Genomic DNA, 21,585 nt, shown 5'->3' with positions numbered 1-21,585 from the left:
CTTTTGAGGGCAAAACTGACCGGAGGGGCGTGCGCTCGAAAGTCCCCCGGAAAAAAAGGCGAAATTTGGGTTGCGGCGCTCCCGGACTCTGCTCTAGTTGTTTTCCTTTATTCCGAGCAAAACTCATTGCCGAGGTGGCGGAATTGGCAGACGCGCTAGATTCAGGTTCTAGTGCCTTCACGGGCGTAGGGGTTCAAGTCCCCTCCTCGGCACCAGTTTGGAAGATCAGTTGCCTGGAAACCCGCAACTTGCTTTCGCCCGCCAACCCGAAAAACAGCCTCTCTGTAGCGACGAAGCCACGCTTTCATCGAATGATCCCCCACCCAAACAACCAGTAAATTGGTCAGAGTTCAGAACGTGACGTTTCCTGAGCGACCCGGAGAGCCTGCAGGATTGGGGGCTGAGACATGTCGTTCGATCACTGAGGCACGTCATTCGTTCGCTGAGGCAAGTCATTCGATCGCTAAAACAAGTTGTTCGATCGCAGTGCCATGTCGTTTAGCCGCTGAGATATGTCGTCTTATCATTAAGGCATGTCGTTCAATGGCTGAGGCAGGCCGTTCTGTCCTTGAGGAATGTTGTTTTGCTGTTCGGGTATGTCGTTGTCGCCGGCGGCGGGGTAGCGGCAATATGAGCAGTTTCCGGAGCCGCGCGGCATCACACCACGTTCAACCATCCCGTGCGTTGCGGTCGGGCGGCAAAGCCCGGCAAAGCCAACCCGACTACGGATACACCTTGGGGGCACGCGGGATTGACAGTGCCCCCCAAACACCGATAATGGTTCCGGTCTTTAGCGGGCCCCTTATAAGCCAAATCAACTCACACATGAAATCCATCATTAAATGTTTCCTCGGCTCCGGACTGGCCGCCTGCTTCGCAGTTTCGGCAAGTGCCCAGGCACACCTCACCTTCAGCGGCGGGAGCGGCGAACCGCTTAGTATCACCCTCACGGCTCCCATCACCTACACGGTCAGCCCTTTTCCGTGGACCGATCCCGATCTTGGCCCTTATTTCGTTTTTGAGCGGGTGGGGAACATCCTCCCAAGCGGTCTTATCAGCAGCGGGTTGGAATACTCAATCAACGATGGGCCTAGAGAGACGGTCAATCAATATGCGTCAGGGTTGGACCGCATCGACTTTACCGAAGAAGACCTGGTTGGGGCGGGGCCTAACATGGTTCAACTGTGGCCGGGCGACGTCATCACTTTATTCAGCGGTACCATTACAACCTACGGGCCGTTTGCAGCCGCGGCTCCGCCGGATGGGTTTTACGACTCATACATTGCGACCGAGAACGGAGATCGACTCTCGGAGAACGGGGACAGCGTCTCTCCCTATTTCTTCTTCGGTAGTGGTAATGGCGGGACCATTCCCCAAGGCGCCGGCAGCAATTCCCGGGGCATTCCGTTTGTATCCACGGTTTACATACCTGAATCGTTCGACGGACAAATCTCCAATGTGTGGCTTCACCTCGATGGGCTGGATCACAATTTTGCGGGAGCGCTTGCGGCGCGTCTGGTGCATCCGAATGGCGTCACAAGTATTGACCTTTTCCAACGTCCGGGATGGGGGACCGGCAACAGTCTCGGCTATGATTCGGCCTTCGCGGCTGTCAACCGTTACACCTTTTCCGACAGTGGAACGCCGCTGTTCAATATGGCCCCGCCCCCCATTATTCCCTCCGGCACGTATCTGCCCTCGTCAAATCCGAATACGCCCGGCAGCGCCCCGGCCACACCGTATATGTATACCCCCACTTCTTTCGCAGAGACATTCAACGGTATGAGCGCCAGCGGCACCTGGACTCTTATCATTGAAAGTTTTGAGGCCGGTAACACGGGCTCGTTGGCAGGATGGACCCTGACTTTCGAGTCTCCACGACCGACGCCTTTCCGCCTGACGCTGGAACATTCGACAGACCTGAAAGTTTGGACGCCGGTCGAGATCACGCCGGAGATGTTGACCGAGGAAGGCGCGGTCGATCATGCCGTAACCGGCACAACCGGTTTCTTCCGCATGCGGATCGAATGAGCTGACGGTGTGCGGAGGAAAGCAAACAGGGTCAGGCCTCAGTAAGTAGGTGACCGCTTTACCATGGAGCGTGAACCCTTCGCTGCTTCTCTTCACCGAGTTAGAGAAACCGTGCGGACGAAACCCGCCACCAGATTTATCTACCTTTAACACTTTTTTCCATCCGTCCACATGTTTTCCTTCAACTTTCGAATGGTTCTAGGCAGGTGTCATTCAATCCTGATTTTATGAAAAAACCACTTTTAATCGTCTGCACGTTTCTTCTTCTGGCCGCCGCGGGTGGAGCCCTCCTCTACAACTGGATTTTGGGTGAAACCCAAGAGGCGAGCGGACCCGCCACCGCCGTTCCTATCGCGGCGACGGAACCGTCGTCCTTGGGGGAAGTCCGCCAGGTATTTGAAATTGTGCAGGCAGGTTCGGTGGCCCGTTACATCATATTTGAGGAGCTGCGGGGGCAACCGGTTGACGTCGTTGGCAGCACCAGCGAGGTGGCGGGGCAGTTTCTCGTCGACCTGAACAATCTCTCCACCGCGCAACTCGGCACGATCCGAGTCAACGCGCGGACCTTCGTGAGCGACGAGGAACGGCGCGATCGCGCCACTCGTAACCGTATCCTGAATACGGACGATCATGAGTTCATCACGTTCACGCCATCCAAACTGGAGGGGCTGCCCGGCTCCGTCAGCGTGGCCGAGACGGTTTCGTTTATTGCCCATGGCGATCTCACCATCCGGGACGTCGTTCGACCGGCAGCTTTCGAAATTGTTTTGACCGTGAGCTCGCCGGACCTCCTCACAGGAGAAGCGAAGACGAAGGTGAGCCGTCGCGATTACGGGCTGATCGTGCCGAACCTCCCTTTTATCGCCAACGTGGCCGATGAGGTGCGCCTGGAGTTTGCTGGGGAGTTTCATTTGAAGACTGTGGAGGCATTGCCCAAGCAGGAAGAGACCTCTCTATAGTCAAAGGCGGAATCCGTTAGGATCAGCCCTGTCGCCTGGGCGGAAATTGTCTCGGTAAGACAGGGGGCCAGGGGAAAGACGTCTGCCAGGCGGGGGAAGGTCGGGTGAGCGTCGACATGTCGCCTGGATGGCAAGTTCAGCCATGTCCGAGCACTCCAGGAAGCCGAGTTGAAACGGGATTCACGTTTCCGGACCGCGCGACATCACACCACGTTCAAACCGTCCCCGCCCGTTGCGGTCGTGCGGCAAAGCCGGGCAAAGCCAACCCGCCTGCGAGAACACCGCGGGGGCCGAGTTACCCTACGTCGTCGAGAAAATCCCCGACGACATCATGGTGAGACGCAACCTCACAATCTTTACACGGCGTTAACCGGACCAAATGAAATGCGGGCTCCAACCTCTTGCTCTGGAATCGTCTCTGTGTTTCTTATTCTTGAGCCTTTGTGCTTTCTCGCGGCTAGCTCAATTGAAGAATGTAGGTTAATCGTCGAATCTTCAGGGGAGGACCAAGGCGTGTTTGACCGCGGATCACCCGCGTCGTTGTAACATGATTTGGCAGTAGCGAACGTAATCGCCTTCCAATTGCGTTCCATCAATCGCGTCGGTAACCGGACCTGCCCAATCGAAAATCGCCCCCGAGCCGGGCGGAAGAAATTCTCGCTTCTTTTCGGCTTGCCCGGGTCACTGGAAACCGTTTCCTCGCGGTGACGTCAATCCATGAACCGTTCCTTCATCCCCTCCTTTCACCATCCGGTCGTCCTGCCGGAATGGCCAGCCGAAGCTGTTCCTCCACTTTATCCCTATCTGAACGGCGGACAGTGGATCGATAGCGACTTTCGCCAGTCGCCGGATCCGCTGCGGGGTTATTGCTGGGACTCGAACTCCTTGAAGGATCCATTGGAACCGCTGCAATGCTATGCGGTTTTGCCCGTTGCGGCCACCCTCGAGTCTGGGATGGTCGACGGACTGGATAGCTTGGGGCGACCGGGATCGGTTTTGACCGTCAACGGACCCGTCTCCCTGCGCCTCGATTTCGGCGTCGAAGTCGCCGCCTGGCTCGAATTCGAAAGTGACAACCTAAACGGTGACATCCAACTCTCGGTCAGCGAATACAATCGTCCGGGCGTCGTCAACGCGGGCGCCCAAAGTCCCCGCAAAACGGCAACCCCCGAACGGGTCGGCAACACCTGGCGGCTTCGGTTGAACGATTTTCTTTACGAAGGCGTCCGGTTTGGCTGGGTTCACGTCAACTCCTGCCCCCGGCCGTGGAAACTGCGTAACTTCCGAGCCGTCTGCCAAATCAAACCGGTCAATTATCAAGGATCTTTCCAAAGCAACCAACCGGTGCTCGATCGAATCTGGGAGACCGGGGCCTACTCCGTGAAGCTAAACCTGCAAGTGGATCACCTCGGCTCGATCCTGGCCGAGCGTGGCGATCGTCATTCCTGGACAGGCGACGCCTACGTCGCCCAAGCCGCTTCCCTCGCCGCCTTCGGCAATTTCTCCACTGTCCGCATGAATACCGAAAGGATGCGCGACGACGACAACGGCATCGAAACCTACGCCCTTTACTGGATACAACTGCTGGCCGACTACATCCGCTGGTCCGGAGATCGCCCCTTTTGGGAGAGCCAAATGACACGGGTGGCCGCTAAACTCGCCCACGCGGCGGGAGTTGCGGCGGGGGTTGGTTTCCATGGTTATCGGGCCTTTTGCGGACACGACGACCGATTGGGGGCCTTCGCCGAAGAGACCCCTCCGGGCAACCTCCGCCTTTATCGCTATCTGGCCCGGCGGTCGGCCACCGAAGTCATCGCGCTCCTCGAAGCTTTCCCCCCAAACGAATCGGGGAACGACGTCCGCCGGACGGCGGAGGCCCTCATCGCTACCGTGGATCATCTCAATGCGGCCGATATCGACGAGCCCGGTCTCCACGACGGCACCGAAGCTCTGCTCGCCGGGGTTGTCGCGGATCCCCGGGCGCGCCTCCGTCTCGCAAAACGTCTTTACGGCAATCCGATCCACGCGGTCTCCTACTCTCCGTTCAATAACTATTTCGTGCTTCAAGCTATGGCCATGGCCGAACGGTGGGAAGCCGCCGGAGCCTTGCTCGACCGTTGCTGGGGTGGAATGCTGCGCCTCGGAGCGACCACCTTCTGGGAGAGCTTCCGCCCGGAGTGGCTCGATTGCATGAACCCCAACGACCCTGTTTTCTGCGGGACGCACGGCTACACCAGCCTTTGCCATCCGTGGAGCGCCGGGCCGACCCGATGGTTGACCGACCACCTGCTCGGCGTCACCCCGACGGCCCCGGGGTTTTCCTTGGTCCGGGTTTCCCCTTCCAACGGCCTCGCCTCAGAGGTTACGGGATGCCTCCCCACGCCCCACGGCGAAATCCGGATTCACCGAGCCGATGGAAATATCCACATATTCCTTCCCGAAGGCATCCGAGGAAGGGGCCCCGGAGGAGAAGAACTGACTTCGGGGGAGAACCGGCTCAAGGAACCCGGCCGCCCGCGTTCGTTTTTTCTTTCCGGTTTCGAATGGCGGCATGACTGGGAATGGCTGACCGACAGCGAACCGTATTCTGAATTGGACGACGAATGGGCATGGATCGCCTTCGCCGCCGGACCGAACGGCGAGGACCTCAGCGAACGCCTGCAGGAATTCGGAATCAAGGTCGTAGCGGACTTAGCCGAGGACATTCCCCGCGAAAACGTGACGCTCCCGGGTGGTATTTTCTCGCGCAGTTCCCTGGCCCGCCGGGAGCCCTGGCCAGAACAAACGGAAGCATCCCTTCTCCTGCGCGGCGCGCTGCGCGGACGAAACCCCACCCCCTGCCAGCAAACAGTGCGAGTCCGCGTCGCCGGAAATCTTTCCGCCATCGAGGAAGTCGCGCTCTACTTCGCCGACCCGCGCAATGAAGGAGTGATCGTTTCCGTCGAAGTCCTCACCGACCCCGAGCGACGCCTCGTGCTCCCCGTGCGAAAGGTCGAGGGTCACCCGACAGGCCAGGTGCTTCGGTTCCGTCCGCAGGGGGACTTCCTCCTGCGAATCTCCAATCGCATCGATCGGCCGGATGCGAGCCTGAGCGGAATCGCGTTTCACCGAAACGCAACATCAGGCCCGGTGAATATCATGGGATGAAACTGGCTTTCGAGGCGGAGCCTCTTTGGAGGAAGTGCTCCGCGTCCCCGGGGAGCTTTGGTGCGGGCGGAAGAGGTCCGACCGTCGATGGCTGTCGAGCGCAAGGCCATCGTCGGCAATTCGAAAGCGGTAGCGGGGACGCACCAGCTACTCCAAAGCGCTTCGCGCGAAAACCTGATCGCCCGCCAACCCATTTCATTTTTCATCCAAGCAAAAATCCGGACTACGCCCAGGGAATGCCATAGAATGAAACTTCGGTTTCGAGGCGGAGCCTCTTTGGTGCTCCGCGTCCTCGCGGAGCTTTAGTGCGGGCGGAAGAGGTCCGACCGCCGGATGGCTTCCGAGCGCACGGCCATCGTCGGCCATTCCGAAAAGCGGTGCGGGGACGCACCAGCACTCCAAAGCGCTTCGCGCGAAAACCTGAACGCCTTTCAGCCCTTTGATTCATCGACTCCAAACCCTCGCCACTTCCCGCGAGCCGATCCGAAAACTGGGAAAATAATTGACTACCCCCGACATAAATCGTTTTATATAAAAAAATCACCTTTTCGCCGGAACGTCTCCGGTGATTTCCCGGACAAATCGAGTTATCAACCAAGCACCTCTATGAGATCCTTTCTCGTCTTTTTTTTCCTCGGTCTCGGTTCCTTTTTCATCACTTTCTCATCGGCCGCGACCGACGACGCCTCCGACAACTTCAATCGGGCCAACGGCACCAATCTCGGCTTCACTTCAGGCGGGGCATACCCTTGGCGGGCGACACCGACCCCCGACGGGACGGCGCCCATGCTCGAGAACGGCCGCCTGACCTTCGTCAGCAACCGCGGCGCTTCCTCGTCCGGGCTGGGAGGAATGGCGGCGACCGTCGACCGGATCAAAGTCGAGGATGTGCGAATCGCCTTTGACCTCGACATCGAAACCGCCCCCGCAAACGCATGGTTCGGAATCACCTGGCGCCAAATCGGGAAGGGATTCGACCTGAGCGGCTACTCTCTGATCATTTTTCCTTCCGGCCAATGGACATTGTTTGGCCCCAGTCTCACTCCGGTCCTAGCCCAAGGAACCGTCGGCAACCGGATCGGCCAGGGTGCGATGCGCGTCGAAGTCGAAAGCGTCGGTTCCATCCACCGGGTCCGCTTCGACGGATCCCAAGTCGCGCAGGTTCAACACGCCGGAAGCGCCTACGCCCGGGTTTCCTTGGTGAGCCTCCATACCGACGCCGAGGATGGCAATGGGCAGTTTCGCCGCACCGTCGACAACCTCGAGATCGAAAACCTCCGTTCCTTCGGCCCCTCGTTCCCGACCTTTCGGTCATCCGACACCGCCACCGCCGACCGTCTCAACCGCTTTTTTCGTTACCACTACGGCTATGTCCTCAATCCCGGGCCGATACGCGGCGTCCAACAAAGCAACTGGCGCGGGTGGAACACCATCTCCACCCTGTGGCTCGACACCGCCGCGCATCCTTCGGGTCCCCACGACATCAACGCGGAGCTCCGCCACAATCTGCTCAATATCCCGCTCGACGACGAGGGTTATGTCTTCACTTATGATCCCGCCTCCCCCGCCGGCTTTTTCTTCCCAACCATCGGGTGGCCGTTTCCCACCTACGCCAATTCCGGCACCGAATCGAACGTCGAACTCGGGCGGCGGGGCAAAGCCTACCTATGGGATCAACGGGACAACACGGTCGGATGGACCATTTCGGGCCATTCCGCCTCGACGCCGAACTCCCCGGGCTGGCGGATCCAAGGCAGTGGACCAGTCACCGTTTCCTCCCCGGCAATTAGCGGCAGCGGAACGTTTCTCAGCCCCTGGAATCCCTATCGTCCCATCGAAACGTTCCATTCCCCCTACCTGGCCCTGCTCGGCGTTCCGGCGGAATACGAGGTGACGGTCCAATGGCGGCTCCAGGGGCAATCCGGTTGGCCGTCCGAAAACCAAGTCGTCTCGCCCCCGCCCGCCCAGTCCGGCACGACCAACCGCTACATTCCGATGTATCGTCACCCTCAGTGGTACGGTCCCTCCGAAACCAACCGCAACGTCATTCAGTTGCGCATGGTCATCAGTCGCGTGGGAGGAGGTCCGGTCGACGTCACCCTCCGCCGCCTGCAATCCCATTACGACACCCGCCACGCCACCAACAATTCCCATTTCGTCCTCGGATCGGCCCGCTACTACAACTGGACGGGAGACGAGGACTTCCTGGTCGCCAACCTCGAACGGATGCGCGCCGCCATGGATCATCTACACACCGGATTAAAGGGAGCTTCGCTCGGTTTGCTGGAGGTAAACTACGTCGGCCACGACGGACGTCCCGGGGAATTCCGCCAGGATTTCGGACGTGGGATCGGCTCGAATTATTACGACCTCCTTCCTTTCGGCCACCGCGACGCCTACAGCACCGCCTACTACCTGGGCGCCGTCGACGCCATGGCGGAAATCGAGGCCTACGTCGAAAACCGGGGCGGCCTCGGCCTCCCTCCGCCCGCGAAATCCGCCTCCGCCCTGACCGGCCTCGCCGCCGGCATCCGCGACGCCGTCAACGCCTACTTTTGGAACGCGTCGGCCGGACGGTTCGTCGGGACCGTCGACACCACCGACACCCCCCACGACTACGGTTTCACCTTGGTCAATCTCGAAGGGCTCTATTACGGTTTCGGAACTCCCTCCCAACGGGAGCAGGTCTACGACTGGCTCGACGGCATCCGCACCGTCAGCGGCGACACCAGCCAGGGGAGCGACATCTATTCCTGGCGATTCGCCCCCCGCGCCAGCACTCTCAAGAACAACACCTACTACAACTGGATCTGGCCGACTTCCAACCGAACCCGCCCGTTCGGCGACCAAGTCCAGGACGGCGGGACCGCCCTTTACCTTTCCTATTTCGACATCATGAACCGCCTCGAAATCCGCGGGCCGGACGACGCTTACGCACGGTTGGCGGACATCGCGGCCTGGTTCGAGGAGGTCGAAACCGAAGGGGGATACCTCGCCTATTACCAGACCCGTCCCGGGACCGTCCAAGGGGACATCGAAAACGGTCAGGGCGAGGGAGGACTCGGCCTTCATTTGGAATTTGTCGAGTCGACGATGGTGCCGACGACCTTCCTCTACGGCATCCTCGGAATCGACGCGGGGCCCGGCAAACTGACGATCGCTCCCCGGCTCCCCTCCTCGCTGGAATGGGCCGGAATCGACAACCTTCACTACCGCGGAGACCTCTGGCACATCGAGGTCGATCGCACCGGACCGCGGATCGAGATCACCCGCGCCTCCCCCGGCGACGGCGACCTCCAGCTGCTCTTGGCCAACCTGCCCCCCGACACCTCTTTCCGTATCGGGTCGTCCACCACCTTCACCACCAATGAAATCGGGGAAGCGGAAATCGCGTTAACCTTTCTCCAGGGCGAAACCGTTGTCATCCAACCGGCCGACGCGCCCGAGCCACCGCCGCCGCCGCCTCCCGCGTGGACCCGGATCCTGTTTTCCGACAATTTCCTCACCACGATTTCCCCTCCCGGAGATACCGACAACCTCGCCGCCAACATCGGCGCCGAAGGTGGACGCCAGGGCGGCGGTCTCGTCACCGAAATAAACCCCGCCGGTTTCGGCTATACCGTCTACGGCCAAACAACGTTCTCCCCAGGAAACGGCTGGGATCTCCGCGCCCAGGACAATTGGCCCGCCACGGGACCCATCGACACTTACACCCTGCGGTACCGTAACGATGCCGCCGGAGCGTGGTCGACCGTCACCCCGAACCTTGGATTCATCAACAACGGCACTCCGTACCAAATTGAAAACCTCGACTACCGTATCCAGATTCAGGTGACACATGCCCACGCCGATCCCAATCACGTGAATGACCGTTGGGCCGGAGTGAGCTTCGGCCAACAGCCGGATGTCCGCTTCCCGGCCTTCGCCGCGAACGGCGGGGTGATCGTTTACCCGTCCGGCGATTTCCAGGTTTTCGCCAATGGCGGGGTGGCTGCCGCCGGTTCCGTTCCCCTCGCTTCAAATGGAGCCTATCGGATCGATCTCAGAATATTGGAAGGGATGGGCACCCTCCATGTGAATGGCACGCTCGCCGCGGACGCGATCGATCTGGCGGGCATCACCCCGGCGTGGATCGGCCTGAGCGGATTTTCGGAAAACAATCCGTCGATATTCGGTTCAGCCCAATTCCGGTTCGACGATTTCACCATCTCCACCCTCGGCGATCCGGAAGAATCGACGGGATACGACCAATGGGTGGTCGACCAATGGGGCGAACCGATTCCGGGCATCACCGGGCCTTACGACGATCCGGACGGCGACGGCCTGGTCAATCTCGTCGAATACGCCTTGGCCCGGGATCCCCTCACCCCGGACGCCGTCAATCCGCTCGAGACCACGATCCAATCGCTCCCGGACGGCGACCATTTCGTTCTCACCTACCGGCGTCGCCTCGACGCGGAAGACGTCACGGTATTTCCGCAGTTCTCTCCCGACCTCCTGGAATGGGTCCCGGCGAACGCGGTGGACGCCACTCTCCATTTCGACTTCGCCACGGGAGCAACCGATCCCGAGGGGGTCTGGGAGGAAATCATCGCGACCGACCGCGAACCGATCGACCACTCCCAGCGCCGGTTCTACCGCCTGCAAGTGGAACCCGCCACCCCCTGAACCTCGCGATTCCCGCCCTTTCCCCAACCCTTCATAAACCGATTCCTAAAAATCCTTTCCCCTTGACGAAACCGACATAAAACGTTTCATATATTCCGTCAGGCTTTCACTTCAAACCATCGAAACACCATGCGCATCCCTACCATCCTTCGCACCGGAGCCGTGTCGCTCGCGGTATTCGGCCTCTCCATCCCAGCCGGAGCCCAGTCGTTCTCGACCGATATTTTCACGGATAACTTCCTCACGGCGATCACCCCTCCGGGAGAGACGACCAACCTCGCCACCAATATCGGTTCCGAGGGGGGGCGACAAGGCGGGGGTATTGTCACTCAAATCAACCCGGCTGGTTTCACCTACTCGGTTTACGGGCAAACCAATTTTACCACGGGCAACGGTTGGGACCTCCGCGCCCAGGAAAACTGGCCTGCCGCCGAGCCGATCGACACCCACACTCTGCGCTTCCGCAACGATATGGTGAATTGGTCGACGGTCAGCCCCAACCTTGGTTTCGTGAATAACGGCACCCCGTTCCAAATTGAAAACCTGAATTACCGTATCCAGGTTCAGGTGACACACGCCCATCCCGATCCCGACCGGTTGAACGACCGCTGGGCCGGCCTCAGCTTCGGCCAACAACCGGATGTCCGATTCCCGGCTTTCGCGGCGAACGGCGGCGTGATCATCTATCCTTCCGGCGACTTCCAAGTGTTTGCCAACGGCGGAGCCGCTGGCGGAGGGACCGCCACCGTAACACCCAACGGAGCCTATCACCTCGACCTCAAAGTAACTGAAGGGATCGGAACTCTCCGGGTCAACGGCGAGTTGCTGGCCGAATCGTTAGACCTCACCGAAGTCACTCCCGCCTGGATCGGCCTGACCGGCTTCTCAGAAAACAACGTCTTGGTCTTCGCCTCCGCGCAATTCCGCTTCGACAACTTCATCATCTCCACGCTCGGCCCTGACACCATCAATTACGACACCTGGGCGGCCGGCATTTGGGAGGAACCCTCGGAAGGGATCACGGGGCGCTGGGATGACCCGGACGGCGACGGGCTGGTCAATTTCCTCGAATACGCCTTGGCCCGCGACCCTCTCTCCCCGGACCGCACGGATCTGGTCGACGTCTCGACTCCATCCGAAGCCGGCGGAGGGTTCGCCATCACCTACCGCCAACGCGCCGATATGGAGGACGCCGCGGTCTTCCCGCAAAAGTCCTCCGATTTGATCACCTGGGTGCCGGCGACCGCCGCGGAGGTTGACACTCATTTCGACTTGGCGGAAGGCGCTGTGGATCCCGACGGCATCTGGGAAGAGATCATCGCCACCGATCGAGACGAAGCCGCCACCATCGGACGAAGATTCTACCGGCTGTGGGTGGAAGAGATTGAACCGTGATTTCCGGCTTGGCCTATTCCGGGAGATTCAAATGGCTCACCCTTATCAGCGGTTTGAAACCTCACGTCCGGATGAATTGCGCGATATCGTAAATCAAACTCCAGTGGCCTACTGGCCGCTTGGAGTTATCGAACACCATGGCTGGCACCTGCCTGTGGGATTCGATGGACTCAAGGCCGACCGAATTTGTTGTCGACTCGCCGAACGCACGGGCGGAGTGATTTTGCCGATCATGTGGTGGGGCGCCCTCGGCGGCCACGACGCATTCCCCTGGACCTTTTACCAGGAGCCGACGGCAACCGCCCGCATCCTCAAGGATACCTGCGCCAAACTCCCCGCATTGGGATTTCGCGCGGTGGTTCTCCTTGCCGGACATTATCCCTGGCAGGAAATCCTCAATGACGTGATGCCCCCAATCAGGCGAGCGTATCCGGAAACCCTTTTCCTTTACGGATCCGAAGTAAGCCTCGGGGAAACTGTCGGAGTCCGGATGGAAGGCGACCACGCCGCCCGTTGGGAGACCACCTACGGCCTCGCACTCCTGCCCGAGCACGTGCGAATGGAGGCATTGGTCTCCCATACCGAACCGGTTTGGAGCAAGGACCGCCAAATGCCGGATCCGGCGACCTGGCCCGATTCGATGATCGACCCCCGGCATCCTCTCTTCGCCCAATACGGCGAAGATCCCCGCGCTACCGCCGACGCCGCGACCGGCCGGAAATTGCTGGACCGATTCTATGACTCGATCGCCGAACGTATTCAGTCTCACATGACAAACCTTCCGTCCTCATGACCGCCGACGCCACCCACTCTTCCGCTCCAGGTCCCCTGCCCGTCCTGCCAACCGTCTTCGATTCTTCCGGCAAGATTTTGTTGGAGGCCCTCGGCCCCCAACTCGAGTTCGCGATCCAGTGTGGCATTCGCCTGGTTTGCCTTCCCGCCTTCGGGAGTGAATTCTACAAACTCGCCGACAACGAACGGGAGCGCCTGATCCGGGCGGCGATCGACGGAGCAAACGGCCGGATCGGGGTCGTCGTGCAATGCAACCATGTTTACAGCCCCTGGGCGGCGAATCTCGCCAAACAAGCCGAAGAACTCGGCGCTTCGATGATCGCCACCGCCCTCCCCCGCAATCTGCCCGCTTCCGACGACGCCCTGCGCTCCCATGCGGAAACCGTGGCTCAAGCCACCTCGCTCCCGGTCATCCTCCAGGATTGGAACCCCGCGGGCGCTTCCATTTCCGCCAAAGATGTCGCTCGCGTCGCCGAAACTTGTTCCAACCTTGCCTTCTTGAAACTGGAGGAACCGGCAATCGCCGACAAATGCGCCGCCATCCGGACCCTGACAAAAAACCGCGTGCGGGTCCTCTCGGGCTGGGGTGGGCTCTATCTTCAAGAACAACTGGACGCCGGGATCGCCGGGGTGATGCCCGGACTTCCCCTACTGGATGTCTTTCAAGCCATCTGGCGAGCCCATCTGAAAGGGGACGCCGCGCGGGTCTACCGTCTCCATGCCCTGTTGCTCCCTTACATCCAGTTCAGCCTCCGGAATCTCGAATGGTTCCACCATTGCGAAAAGGCCCTGGCCAAACAACGGGGACTCCTCCCCAACGGTCATGTCCGCTCGCCGACGATCTCCCTCGCCGCTCCGGAACGGTCCTATTTGGCTCGTTTGATCGATCGCCTCCTGGACGCACTGACCGAGGAAGGCTTTTCACGACAACCGCTTCGCTCCACCTCCAGCTAACAAATTCCATCCATGCCCACCAACGATTCGCCCTCCGATTCCCCCGTCGCCCTCGTCACCGGTTCCTCCAGCGGCATCGGCGCCGCCATCGCCCGCCGCCTCGCCGCGGAAGGGTATCACACCCTGATCAATGGACGCACCGAAAGCAAAACCGCGCACGCCGTCCTCGATTCCATCCGCGGAAACGGCGGCTCAGCCTCATTGGCCATCGCCGATCTGTCCGACGTCAACGCCATCCGCACGATGTTCACCCGCATTCGCGAGGAATTCGGCCGGATCGACGTGCTGGTCAACAACGCCGGTATTTGCCCGTTCCGCGAATGGCACGAGATAACCGAAGAGGACTGGGACCTCACCCACCACACCAATCTCCGGAGCGGGTTCTTCTGCACCCAGGAAGCGGCCCGCCTGATGGTCGAACGGAAAACCCGCGGACGCATCATCGCCATCAGTTCCATCTCCGCCCTCAAAGGCGGGACCATCCAATCCCACTACTGCCCGACCAAAGGGGGACAAATTTCCATGATGAACGCCTTCGCTGTCTGCCTCGGCTCCCACGGCATCACCTGCAACTCCGTCCTTCCGGGAACCATCGAAACTCCGATCAACGCCGAATACCTCGCGGTTCCCGCCAACCGTCAAAACCTTGAAAAACAAACCTGCGTCGGCTACATCGGCATGCCCGACGACGTCGCGGGCGTGGTCGCGTTTCTCGCCCGGCCCGAAGCCCGCTACATCACCGGCGCCGCAATCCTGGTCGACGGCGGCGAAATGATTCACCACCTGTAAACAACGTGAGACAGACATTCCTGTCTGTCATAAACCCACTCCCGATCATGACCACCACCCACTACACCGTCCGACTCTTCCCGACCGCCACCATCGACGTTCCCGCTCCGGAAGTTTTCTGGATGGAACGTTTCGCCGACTGGACCTCCCTTCGCTTCATCATGGCGGTGATCCAAGGGGGCGGCAAAACGATCGTCCTCAACACCGGCTTCCCGGAGAACATCGCTCCCCTCGCCCAGGCCTGGAGCGATTTTCTCGGACCCCGCGCCCAGCTGGAACGCCCCGACGAATGGCGGCCCGCCGTCGCCCTCCCGGCCGCCGGGATCGATCCGGCGAGTGTCGACTTTGTCCTCGTTTCGCCGATACAACTCTACGCCACCGGCAACCTCCGCCTCTTCTCCAACGCGCAGTTCTGTTTCTCAAAACGGGGCTGGATTGAAGATTTGATCGCCCACGAATACCGTCACCACGTGCCCCGCCAGGGCTGCATCTCCGACGACGATTTTTTCTGGCTCCTCGGCCCCGCCCACGACCGGCTCATGCTGCTCGCCGATGAACTCGAACTCCTACCCGGCCTGCGCTGCAAATGGGTCGGAGCCCACCACCGCTCCTCCTTCGCGGTCGAAGTGGACACCGCCAAGGGAACGGTGATCCTCTCCGACGCCGCCTTTCATTTGGAGAACCTCGAAAAGGACATTCCCATCGGCATCGCGGAGAGCATCATCGAGGCCCATCACGCCTATGCTCACTTCCGCCGGACCGCCGACATCTTCGTTCCACTCTACGATCCGCTCAACGCCGAACGTTTCCCGGAGGGCGTCGTCGCCTGATCCCGCCATCCGCTCCCACGATCCCTCATGAAAATCACCCGCATCCGCGTCACCAACCTGCGGTTCTCCCGCACCCCCGACACGCTGAAAAAGAACCTTTGCACGCCGACCTCGAAATTCCGCGGCGAACGGGATGCCGGGCGCAAATGGTTCGGTCCATGCGCCTTGGCGCTGGTCGAAGTCGAGACCGACAACGGATTGACCGGCCACGGAACGATCGGCGGATTCACCAGCGCGGGCCGCGACATCGTCGAGACCTATCTCGCCCCGCTGGCGATCGGTGAATCGCCGTTCGACGTCGAGATGCTGCAAGACAAGATGTACCGGGCCACCATCCGCTTCGGCCGCAAAGGCGTGGTGGTCGCGGCGATCAGCGCGATCGACATCGCCTGCTGGGACCTGATCGGCAAATTCCTGAAACAACCGGTTTACCGGTTGCTCGGCGGCGCCACCAAGGAACGAGTCCGCGCCTATGCCAGCCGCCTCTACGCGCTGGAGGATCTCGACCTTCTCGCGGAGGAGGCCCGCGGCTACGTGGCCGAGGGTTTCACCGCCCTCAAACAGCGTTTCGGATTCGGCCCGGCCGACGGTCCGGAGGGGATGCGCCGCAACGTCGAGTTGATCCGCACCGTCCGCGAAGCGGTCGGCGACGACATCGAACTCGCCGCCGACGCCTACATGGGTTGGGACCTCCCCTACGCGGTCGAAATGGAACGTCGTCTGCGGCCCTACGGCCTCTCCTGGATCGAAGAACCGTTTCCTCCCGACGAACTCGGCCACTACGTCGAACTCCGCCGCAAAGCGGAAACCCGGATCAGCCATGGCGAACACGAGGCGACGATTTACGGCTTCAAGCAACTCATCGATCTCGGCACCGCCGACATCCTCCAGCCCGACGCCAACCGGGTCGGAGGGATCACCGCGATGAAAAAGATCTGCGCCCTGGCCGAGGCCGCCGGACTGCCGATCTTCCCGCACTCCAACGAAGCCCACAATTTCCACGTCATTGTTTCCCAAAACAATTGCCCGCTGGTCGAATATTTCCCTGACGTCGAACCCGATACCGGAAACGAACTTTTCTGGAAAATCTTCACCGGCGAACCTCGGGCGGAAGACGGTCACCTTCGTCCCAACGACCGCTCCGGCCTCGGAATCGAAATCAACCCCGAAGCGGTCGCCGAATACCGCATCGACTCCACGTCCTGAATACCATCGGTTTGGCACACGGCTTGGGCACCCCATGAGGGCGTGCCTGCCCGATCTCTTGGCACCGTGCGACTACAAAACCCCACCTTGCCATATGAGATTCAGAAACTCCTCGTAGGGCAAGATCCGGATACCTTCGTCCGTGACGCGCGGCCGCTCTTCCAAGCAAACGACGATCAATTCCCGCACCTCCGGGTACTCCTTCTTGAATTCCAACAGATGACGAAGATCCCGACTCTGCAGGCGGGACTTGCCTTTTACTTCGATCGCCACTGCCGCGTCGCCGAGAACGAAATCCACTTCGATGCCACTCGAAAGCCGCCAATAGGCAATGTCCAAATCACGCGCCACGCACCGCTGGTAAACGGAAAGTTCATGAAATATCCAATTCTCAAATGCCTTGCCGAAGACCTCGCCCCCCTCTGAGATTCTACCCCGTCTAGCCAAATGATTCACGACTCCAACGTCACGAAAGTAAAACTTGGGAGCATGCTGAACCCGCCTTTTCGCCCGACGGGTAAAGGCAGGAACAAACGCCCCGAGAAGCGTATCTTCCAAAATCTCATAATACCCCCGTACGGTCGAAGCCGCGACCGCGCATTCGCGAGCCACGTTGCTGAAATTCGTCACCTCGGTATCGCCAATGGCCGCCACTCTCAAAAAGTCGGAAAATACGGGTAGATTCCGGGTCACTCCTTCGTCCAGAATTTCCTCCTTCAGATAGACATCAACATAGGCCGAGATTCGCTCCTCCGCCGAATCGACAAGATAGTGCGGCGGTAGCGGGCCGTGATTGAGCATCCGCGCCAGCGAAAAATCACCACCGATTTCCCGTGCGGAAAGCCCGAGTAACTCACGCCTCAATGCCCGCCCCCCCAGCAGATTGGCATGACCGCGCCTCACCTTTCGGGCACTGGACCCGCACAGAACAAAACGCCGTGAGTCGGCTTCCTGCAACAGAAAGTGCACCTCGTCCAGGAGCGCGGGCACTTTCTGGATCTCGTCAATAATCACCACCGTGCCCTCCGCCAAGGCTCTCAACTCCTGACGAAGCCGGGCCGGCTCCCGCTCGAACTTCATCCGGACATCCGTTTGCAGCAAATCGATACAATAGCCGTCCGAAAACCGCTTCTTCAGTAGAGTCGTCTTCCCGGTCTGACGGGGGCCCCATAGAAAAAAAGTCTCTTCCGGAAACGCAATCGGTGAATTTCGGTGTTCATGCAATCAATTTACATGAAATTTGATTGCGATACACTGAAAAATCCTTCCCCCCGGCACTTTAAATTTTGCGTGAAGCCATCGCCCGGATTAAAAACCGTTCTACCTTTCAAACACGTATTCCCCCGCCCGGTCGAAGATCCGGGCCCCTTCGGGGGCGGACTGCAACTGCCATCCGGTGGGAAGACGGATCGGCAATGCTTCGACCGGATCGGAGGGCAACCGGAGAATGATCCGGTCCGCTTCGGCGGTGATATCCATTCGCTCCCCCCGGTAACGCATGCCGTGGAGCGTCAGCGAGGGAACCTCGGAGGGAAGTCGCGGATCGATCCGCAACGCCTCCGGCATCGGCTCGATGCCGAGGAACCCGAGGACCACGATCGCGGGCAAGAGGCTGGTTTCAAAAAATTCGGCGTCGATTCCGATCCCCCCGGCGACGTTGGCCCCTTGCAGCACCGGACCACCCGGACCGCCTTCGCTGTAAAATGCCCGGTAGCCACCGGCTTCGTGAACCCGGCTGTCCCACACCATGATAGCTTGCAAACGCTTCCAGGCGTCGTCGGGACCGTAAACTTTCAGCCGGGCCCAGATGTCGTAAAAGGAAAATCCGAGGACCGCCCCGCCGTCCTGCACCTGACCGCCGAACGGAATTCGTTCCGGCATGTTCCAAGCCTGACCATACCACCAGACGTTCCGTTTGGTGGTGGAGCGGGGAGCGAACTCCCAGAAGTAAATGTCCTCGCCGGTCGATGTATCCCCTTCGATGATACGGCGGCCGTCGATCCAATCCATGATCGAGCGCGCCCGCTCCGGGGTCGCCACCCCATACCAGATCGCGTCGAGATTGAGGAAAACGAAGCCGTAATCGTGCTTGTTTCCGTCCCGGTCAATCACCCCGAAATACCGCTCGTTTTCCGCGTCCCAGAACAATTCGTTGTATCTCTCCTTGACCCGTGCCGCCTGCGCGCGCAGGTCTTCCGGGTCGAGGCGATCGGCGCCTCCCGGAATCTGCCAGCCCGGATTGTTCGCCACGGCTTCCTCCAGGTCGGCCATCGCCAGGAGACTCGCGTGGTATTGCGCCGTGGCGTAGGCGTCGTCCCAGCCGAACGGCAGGAGATCGAAATAATTGTTGCCGATTCCGCGCCCGGGGGAAAAGACCTTGTTGCCCGCCTCGTCCGGGACGAAGGAAGGCAATCCATCATTGCCAGGCCACGGATTGCGGATGTGACCGAACTCCCGGCCACCCATCACCGTGTCCAGGTAACGCAGGGCGAGCCGCAGCTTCGGCATCTGCCGCTGAAGAAAGTCGAGGTCGCCGGTCCAACGGAAATAATGGCCGCTCGCCAGGATGTAAATCGGGTTGTTGTGCTGCTTGCGGGTGTCGTAAGCCGTGAAGATCGAATCGATCCTAAAACGCACCCCGCTCTCCCCGGGACTCAGGTTAAACCGGAGTCGGACGATCTCGCCCTCCCACTCCGGGTGGGTGTACATCGTCATCAAATCGTGACGCGCGCTCGAAAGATTTTCATGATCTTCCGTCTGCCACCTTGGAATGTAGACCCGCCGCCGAGGCGAAAAACCGTCATCCCCCTCCCGCATCCATTCAACGTAGGGAAGGCGTCCATGCGGCGCTTCGCCGTCGCGCGTCCAACGGATTTGGAGAAATGGAGACTGATCTGCGCGGATGGTGACATCCGCCGGGGTCGCCAACGTCGGCGAACGTTCCGTCGTCCGCAATTCCCAGGCGCCGTCGACGATTCCGCCCGATTCAAGACCCGTCAATTCCCAGCCCTCCAGCGCCCGGTCTCCGATGTGTTTCTCAGCCCCGGGCGTATGCCTCATCAACATCCCCAAGAGGTCCCACTCCGGTCGCTCGTGCTGGAAATGCCACCCGGCGGTCAAATCCTGGAAGCGCCCCACCACCCCGCCGGTCGCTTCGTCGGTCGCCGGAATCTGGATCCAATACGGAAACGGCCAGCCGTGGTCATGGGTGTGAGAAAAATGCTGATGGGTGTGCACGTAACCCTCGGGATGGACCTGGATCGCCAGCAGATCGTTGCGATGGACTTCCTGGATCGACTTCCCCCGGCGTCCGTCCAGAGCGGAATCGAGCCAGAGATCGGCCTTCATCAAATACTCCTTGTTGAACACCACCCAGTCGTTGTGAAGACGGTTCACGAAGTGATAATGAAGGAAGCGATTGAGGGCGTCCGCCGTCGCCGGATCATCGGCGGCGGAAAAACGTGGGAACGTATGATCGTCAGTCTCGGACATGGTTTTCGGAGCGGGTTCGCAGGCGACCGGACCGGCGACGAAAACCGCGGCAGCGACGACGCAGGCGGAGGATAAACGGGTCGGCTTCATATAAAACGTTACATACGAAAGCAAGGCTTGCTACGATTGTCAACGCCGTTGCTAAATAACAGACGTCAATCCGCGAGGGAACGTTCCCGTTTTCTCCGTTTCAAATCAATTGTCGATTTTTACTGGACCCATGCCCGTTTCACTGAAAGACGTAGCCGCCCACGCGAAAGTTTCCCCGGCGACAGTTTCCGGCGTGTTGAACCGCCGGAGCTATTGCTGGGCTTCCGAAAAAACCGCCGAACGGGTGATGCGCAGCGTCCGCGAACTCGGCTACGTCCCGAACCGGGCGGCGCGAGGCCTGCGGACCAGCAAATTCATGACGGTCGGGTTGATCCTCCCCGATCTCACCAACCCGTTCAACGCGATGCTCGCCCGGGTCACCACCGAACGTCTGAACCGGATCGGCTATTCCCTCGTGATCGAGGACAATATGGCCAGCCTGGAACACGAACGGCGGTCCTACGAGCGCATCCTCGAACGCCAGGTCGACGGGGTCTTCCTCACCGTCATCGATCCAATGGCATTCTTGAAGAAAATGGGACCCCGCAAACCCCTCCCGAAACCAACCGTGGTAATCGGCGGCCCGGTGCCCCCGAAGATGAACCTCGATCTGGTCGAGTCGGATTACGCCCCGGGACTGTCGGAAGCGGTCCAACATCTGGTCGCCCACGGGCACACCCGCATCGCCTTCTTCGGCGGACGGATCGGGGGCGTCACCGTCGACAGCGTCCGCCTGCGGATCATTGAAAAGGTTTTCACCGAGCACGGACTCACCCTCGACCCGCGCCTGCAATTGAATTCCGACGTCACCCTCTCCAACGCCTTCGACGTTTTCGACCGATTCCTGAAAGACACCCCGAAGTCGGCTTGGCCCACCGCGATCCTCGCCTTAAACGACCTCGTCGCCCTGGCGATCGAAGGGGCCGCCCAGCGGCACGGTCTCCGCGTCCCGGAGAACCTTTCGATCGTCGGAATGGACGACATCGAACTCGCCCGCTACCTCCCTACCCCTTTGTCGACTATTTCCCACTCCCTCGAAGAGGTCATGGACCGGGCGGTCGAATTGATGATCGCCCGGATCGACGCCAGCGAGCCGTTGCCCCCCTCCAAAGTCACTTTCCCAACCAAATTCATCGCCCGGGATTCCACTGGTCCCGCACCTCGACCACCGACTGGCTGATTCGCCGTCCGCCAGCCCAAAAAATGTTCCCGCCAAGGCTTGACACGATCCT

General features: G+C 60.2%; 13 protein-coding genes and 1 tRNA gene. 12 read left to right on the top strand and 2 right to left on the bottom strand.

Annotated features, from left to right (window positions below):
• The first annotated feature begins 128 nt into the window (after positions 1 to 128).
• The 11 genes from ACWUI2_RS10360 to ACWUI2_RS10310 all read left to right on the top strand — a co-directional run bounded on the left by ACWUI2_RS10360 (position 129) and on the right by ACWUI2_RS10310 (position 16,771).
• Positions 129 to 215, top strand: a tRNA-Leu gene (locus tag ACWUI2_RS10360).
• Positions 216 to 777: 562 nt separating this feature from the next.
• The gene (locus ACWUI2_RS10355; protein WP_486982779.1) at positions 778 to 2,031 is read left to right on the top strand and encodes a hypothetical protein; all 1,254 of its coding nucleotides are present in this window, start codon (positions 778 to 780) and stop codon (positions 2,029 to 2,031) included.
• 227 nt (positions 2,032 to 2,258) lie between these two features.
• Positions 2,259 to 2,990: a YceI family protein gene (locus ACWUI2_RS10350; RefSeq protein ID WP_486982778.1), complete on the top strand. Its 732-nt coding sequence runs from the start codon at positions 2,259 to 2,261 to the stop codon at positions 2,988 to 2,990.
• 717 nt (positions 2,991 to 3,707) lie between these two features.
• Positions 3,708 to 6,137 carry a hypothetical protein gene (locus ACWUI2_RS10345; protein WP_486982777.1) on the top strand — a complete coding sequence of 810 codons (2,430 nt, stop codon included), beginning with the start codon at positions 3,708 to 3,710 and terminating at the stop codon, positions 6,135 to 6,137.
• Between the two features lie 606 nt (positions 6,138 to 6,743).
• Positions 6,744 to 10,805: a glycosyl hydrolase family 65 domain-containing protein gene (locus ACWUI2_RS10340; protein WP_486982776.1), complete on the top strand. Its 4,062-nt coding sequence runs from the start codon at positions 6,744 to 6,746 to the stop codon at positions 10,803 to 10,805.
• A gap of 129 nt (positions 10,806 to 10,934) precedes the next feature.
• Positions 10,935 to 12,200, top strand: a complete 1,266-nt coding sequence (locus tag ACWUI2_RS10335) for a hypothetical protein (RefSeq protein WP_486982775.1) — start codon at positions 10,935 to 10,937, stop codon at positions 12,198 to 12,200.
• Between the two features lie 31 nt (positions 12,201 to 12,231).
• Positions 12,232 to 12,993: a creatininase family protein gene (locus ACWUI2_RS10330; protein ID WP_486982774.1), complete on the top strand. Its 762-nt coding sequence runs from the start codon at positions 12,232 to 12,234 to the stop codon at positions 12,991 to 12,993.
• Positions 12,990 to 13,946, top strand: a complete 957-nt coding sequence (locus ACWUI2_RS10325) for a dihydrodipicolinate synthase family protein (protein WP_486982773.1) — start codon at positions 12,990 to 12,992, stop codon at positions 13,944 to 13,946. The genes ACWUI2_RS10330 and ACWUI2_RS10325 overlap by 4 nt, the downstream gene beginning before the upstream one ends.
• A gap of 12 nt (positions 13,947 to 13,958) precedes the next feature.
• On the top strand, positions 13,959 to 14,735 hold the full coding sequence (locus tag ACWUI2_RS10320) for an SDR family NAD(P)-dependent oxidoreductase (RefSeq protein ID WP_486982772.1): 777 nt from the start codon (positions 13,959 to 13,961) through the stop codon (positions 14,733 to 14,735).
• Between the two features lie 5 nt (positions 14,736 to 14,740).
• The gene (locus tag ACWUI2_RS10315) at positions 14,741 to 15,565 is read left to right on the top strand and encodes an MBL fold metallo-hydrolase (protein WP_486982771.1); all 825 of its coding nucleotides are present in this window, start codon (positions 14,741 to 14,743) and stop codon (positions 15,563 to 15,565) included.
• Positions 15,566 to 15,592: 27 nt separating this feature from the next.
• Complete coding sequence (locus ACWUI2_RS10310; RefSeq protein WP_486982770.1) at positions 15,593 to 16,771, top strand: enolase C-terminal domain-like protein; 1,179 nt, start codon at positions 15,593 to 15,595, stop codon at positions 16,769 to 16,771.
• A gap of 72 nt (positions 16,772 to 16,843) precedes the next feature.
• Here the strand turns inward: ACWUI2_RS10310 and ACWUI2_RS10305 are convergent, their stop codons facing one another.
• A complete protein-coding gene (locus tag ACWUI2_RS10305) occupies positions 16,844 to 17,995 on the bottom strand; it encodes an ATP-binding protein (RefSeq protein ID WP_486982769.1) in 1,152 nt (383 codons plus the stop codon).
• Between the two features lie 96 nt (positions 17,996 to 18,091).
• Positions 18,092 to 20,263 carry a glycosyl hydrolase family 65 domain-containing protein gene (locus ACWUI2_RS10300; protein WP_486982768.1) on the bottom strand — a complete coding sequence of 724 codons (2,172 nt, stop codon included), beginning with the start codon at positions 20,261 to 20,263 and terminating at the stop codon, positions 18,092 to 18,094.
• Between the two features lie 220 nt (positions 20,264 to 20,483).
• Between ACWUI2_RS10300 and ACWUI2_RS10295 the strand changes: the two genes are divergently transcribed.
• Positions 20,484 to 21,533, top strand: a complete 1,050-nt coding sequence (locus tag ACWUI2_RS10295; protein WP_486982767.1) for a LacI family DNA-binding transcriptional regulator — start codon at positions 20,484 to 20,486, stop codon at positions 21,531 to 21,533.
• Positions 21,534 to 21,585: the final 52 nt, after the last annotated feature.

This window comes from Verruconatronum alginivorum (assembly GCF_056590205.1).
This window is presented reverse-complemented; position numbering and strand designations above follow the sequence as displayed.

Bases quoted from the DNA above. Each gene is read 5' to 3' on its own strand.
- ACWUI2_RS10345 (WP_486982777.1), top strand. From the start codon at position 3,708: ATGAACCGTTCCTTCATCCCCTCCTTTCACCATCCGGTCGTCCTGCCG.
- ACWUI2_RS10335 (WP_486982775.1), top strand. From the start codon at position 10,935: ATGCGCATCCCTACCATCCTTCGCACCGGAGCCGTGTCGCTCGCGGTA.
- ACWUI2_RS10320 (WP_486982772.1), top strand. From the start codon at position 13,959: ATGCCCACCAACGATTCGCCCTCCGATTCCCCCGTCGCCCTCGTCACC.
- ACWUI2_RS10340 (WP_486982776.1), top strand. From the start codon at position 6,744: ATGAGATCCTTTCTCGTCTTTTTTTTCCTCGGTCTCGGTTCCTTTTTC.
- ACWUI2_RS10325 (WP_486982773.1), top strand. From the start codon at position 12,990: ATGACCGCCGACGCCACCCACTCTTCCGCTCCAGGTCCCCTGCCCGTC.
- ACWUI2_RS10295 (WP_486982767.1), top strand. From the start codon at position 20,484: ATGCCCGTTTCACTGAAAGACGTAGCCGCCCACGCGAAAGTTTCCCCG.
- ACWUI2_RS10350 (WP_486982778.1), top strand. From the start codon at position 2,259: ATGAAAAAACCACTTTTAATCGTCTGCACGTTTCTTCTTCTGGCCGCC.
- ACWUI2_RS10310 (WP_486982770.1), top strand. From the start codon at position 15,593: ATGAAAATCACCCGCATCCGCGTCACCAACCTGCGGTTCTCCCGCACC.
- ACWUI2_RS10300 (WP_486982768.1), bottom strand. From the start codon at position 20,263: ATGTCCGAGACTGACGATCATACGTTCCCACGTTTTTCCGCCGCCGAT.
- ACWUI2_RS10330 (WP_486982774.1), top strand. From the start codon at position 12,232: ATGGCTCACCCTTATCAGCGGTTTGAAACCTCACGTCCGGATGAATTG.
- ACWUI2_RS10355 (WP_486982779.1), top strand. From the start codon at position 778: ATGGTTCCGGTCTTTAGCGGGCCCCTTATAAGCCAAATCAACTCACAC.